Consider the following 3,665-nt stretch of genomic DNA (forward strand, 5'->3'; position numbering starts at 1 on the left):
CCTATGCGCTGGTGGCGCTGGCGCTGGCGGGCGCCTGCGTGCCCGTGCTGTGGCGTCGGCGGCAGACGTCGGCCAACTCAGTCTGAGATGGCGTAGGCCCGACATCGCTCTATTGGCCACTGCCCACCGAAGACCGGTGGGCAGTGGTGATCCTTTGTCTGATCGCTCGCATATTCGGCTGTGGATGGCACAACGCATCAGTCCGCCGGTCCCGGAAATCCCGCATTTCACGTGCTCTGCGGCGGGCTCAATCCCTCACAACATCTGACTGCATTCGAGACGCTTGGACTCCCGCGTCCAAGCCTAAAGTCGGGTGAATTGATAACGCATTGCATTCATGTTTTGTTACTAGGGGGATGGGCCCAAAAATCCCCCTGAACGCGGGGTGCTTGATGTCGGGTTTTGCCGTTTTGCCAGTTGCCTACGGCAGCTTCTAGTGAAAGTATGGCTCCACGCGGCGGGCGCATATCGCCCAGAAAAGCGAAGGAGCCAAACATGTCCCAGTGGATTCTCGGCCTGGCCTCAGGTCTTCTGTGTGTGAGCCTGGGTGCCTTCGCTCAGGCCCCGTCCCCGGCATCAACCATTGCCAGTCTCTCCGGCCCCTCGGTGCTGAAGACCACGGAGCCTGCGGTGCTCAAAGGTCATGGCTTGCCCGCCGGCGCGGCGGTGACGGTCTTCGTTGCGGCACCCGGCGGACAGACCGCCGGCTACAGCGCCGTGGTGGACGGCAACGGACAACTGAGCTATCGGCTTGTTGCGGCCCAAGCCGGCAGCTATCGGGTCACGGTGGCCGACAGCGGTGGCCGCGCCTTGGCTCAGGCCACCGTCAACTTTGCTCAGTGAGGTCCGACCATGAAGCTGCAAAGGTTCATGTCGCTACTCGCGGTGTTGAGTGCTGGTGCGGCCTCGGCCGCCGCCGTGTCGGACGAACTGCTGGTGATCAGCAGCCGAAATGGGGCGGCCGAGCTCTATCACCTGCGACAGCAGGGCCAGGATGCGCAGAAATTGCGTGGTACGCAGCCGTCGGCGGTGTTTGATGCGCGGTGGTCACCCGATGGCCGGCAGGTCGCCTATGTCGCAGCAGCGGGCGCTTATGCGCATGTGTTCGTGCATGACATGCTGTCGGGCAGCCATCGACAGCTGACCCAGGGCGATCATCTGAACGACAGTCCGCGCTGGTCGCCAGATGGGCGGTACCTGGTGTTCGTCAGTCACCGGGACGGCAACCAAAACATCTATCGCATGGAGGCGGACGGCAAGAACCAGCAGCGTCTGACCGAGTATGCGGAAGACGATGTGGAGCCGCTCTGGTCGCCGGACGGCAAGCGCATTGCCTTCATGCGCAACGAGAACCGGCGCGATCTCTGGATCATGAATGCCGATGGCAGTGCAGCGCAGAACCTGACGCGTTCGCCCGGCCGCGATGACAGCCAGCCTCAATTCACGCCCGACGGTCTGCGCCTGCTGTTCACCACCCGGCAGAACAGCGTCGCCGAGATTTTCACGATCGCGCTGGATGGCAGTGACAGGCGCGCGCTGACCGACAACAAGGCCTACAACTCCGCGCCGCGCTTCTCCCCTGATGGCCGGTACCTGGCCTTCTTGAGCAATGCCGGTGGTGAAGGCGTGACCCGCCTCTGGGTCATGAACACCGACGGTACGAAGGCGCGCGCGCTGAGCGACTCCCGACTGGACGATATGTCGCCGGAGTGGTCCACCGACGGGCAGCGCATTTACTTTGCCAGCACTCGCGAGGTGCGGACATCGATCTACAGCGTGGCGCTGAATGGGGGGAGCGTCGAGCGTTTGACACAGGGCATCGGGCAGGACCTGTTGCCCCAGGTTCGCCCTGCCGCTGCTGCGTCCCGCGTAGCCCGGGCACGCTGAAGTGATGGTGACAAAGGTCCGCTCACCCATTGCGCCAGAACAACCATCAGGAGACCGTGATGACACAACAAGTCCGTTTCCCGCAGGCCATGCAGAGCCTGCTTGCTGCCGCCATATTGCTGCTGCCCTTGGCGCTATCGGCGGCAACCAAGACCTACACCGCCGACACCGACTTTGATCTCGGTGCCCTGGACGGCGTCAACCACGACGCGCCCAACAACAACCAGCTTCAGCTCAACCGCATTGGCACCACCTTCCCGGTGCTTTGGATCGCCAATGCCGGTGAAGACACGGTGTCCAAGATCGATACCAATAACAACAAGGAGATCGCCCGATACCGCACAGGCTTCGGTCCTTCGGGGCAGGCTGGATTCGTGTCCCACTTGGGCAATGCCTATGCCGGGCCGGCGCCATCGCGCACGGCCGTGGACATCCAGGGCAATGCCTATGTGCTGAATCGGCACTTCGACGGCAAGTCAGCGGTGCTGATCAAGATCCTGGCCGAGGGCGGGATTGATCGCAATGGCAACGGTGTGATCGACACTTCGAACGACCTGAACAACAACGGCATCATTGCCGGCGCCGAGATCCTGCCGATGGGCGATACCAACGGCAACGGCTATATCGATACTGCCGAGTTGCAGGACGAGCGCATTGCCTGGGCACGCCGTGTGCCCGATGGCATTGCCGCCCCCTTCCGCAACGGCGCGCTCGGGCGCTCGCTCTGTATCGCACCGGACGGCCATCTGTGGGTGGGGCTGTTCAATGATGGCACTTACTACAAGGTGGCCTCATCCGACGGCAGCACCGTCAGCGGCCCGCACAGCATCGGCCTGACGCCTTATGGCTGCCTGGTGGATCGCAATGGCATCTTGTGGAGTGCGGATCTGGGGTCCAGGCTGGGCAAGCTGGACACGAACAATCCTTCGAGCGTGGCGACCTTCTCGTTCAGCATGTCGAATTACGGCATTGCGCTGGGCAATGACCGCGTCTACCTGGCGACCTATAGCGGTGCCAACGGTCGGCCGTTTGCCCGGTTCAACCCCGCCACCAACAGCTTTGACACGCCGGCGGCCTCCAGTCATGGTGCCTTGGGTGTGGCCGTGGATGGCAGCGGCAACGTCATCGCCGGCAACTACTCCTCGGGCGGCGTGACCAAGTTCGCTCCCGATGGCTCCGTGCTGTGGCAGCGGCCGGCGCAGGGAGGAACCGGGGAGGTTCGTGGCGTCGCGGTCGACGCGAACAACGATGTCTGGCTGATCCATCGCACCACGGCCAATATCTCCAAGTACCGTGGCAGCGACGGCACGCCCTTGGGCGTTTTCCCGATCGGCAATGAGCCCTACACCTACAGCGATGCAGCCGGCTTTGCGGCCCGCAACATCACCAACAACACCGGCACATGGACGGCGGTGTTCGATGGCGGTGCGCCCGGCACGGCATGGGGCAAGGTCAGCTGGGCCGACCTGGTGCCTACCGGTGCGTCCATCGGCGTCCAGATCCGCAGCGCTGACTCCGTCGCGGGCTTGTCTTTGCTGACCTATCAGCCCGTCGGCAAGAACGTCCAGTTCTCTGCCAGTGGGCGCTACATCCAGATTCAGGCGCGGCTCAATGCCAACACCGCCGGCGACTCTCCGGTGCTCTACGACCTGACCGTCAACAGTGACAACCTGAGTTGCGACATCGACCAGAACGGCGCCATCGACATCAGCGATGTCAACGCGATTCGCAGCAGCATCGGGCAGACCCCGGTGGCGGGCGATGCGCGCGACGCCAAT

General features: G+C 63.2%; 3 protein-coding genes. All 3 read left to right on the forward strand.

Features of this window, described 5'->3' with window-relative positions:
* The first annotated feature begins 495 nt into the window (after positions 1-495).
* Positions 496-843 carry a hypothetical protein gene (locus tag PO768_RS28120; protein ID WP_272648690.1) on the forward strand — a complete coding sequence of 116 codons (348 nt, stop codon included), beginning with the start codon at positions 496-498 and terminating at the stop codon, positions 841-843.
* A gap of 9 nt (positions 844-852) precedes the next feature.
* Entirely contained in the window at positions 853-1,887 is a 1,035-nt protein-coding gene (locus tag PO768_RS28125; protein WP_272648691.1) for a TolB family protein, read from the forward strand.
* 59 nt (positions 1,888-1,946) lie between these two features.
* Positions 1,947-3,665: Vgb family protein (locus PO768_RS28130; protein WP_272648692.1), on the forward strand; the 1,719-nt coding region annotated here is incomplete at its 3' end.

The organism is Paucibacter sp. XJ19-41, assembly GCF_028462495.1.
Taxonomy (GTDB): Bacteria; Pseudomonadota; Gammaproteobacteria; order Burkholderiales; family Burkholderiaceae_C; genus Roseateles_E.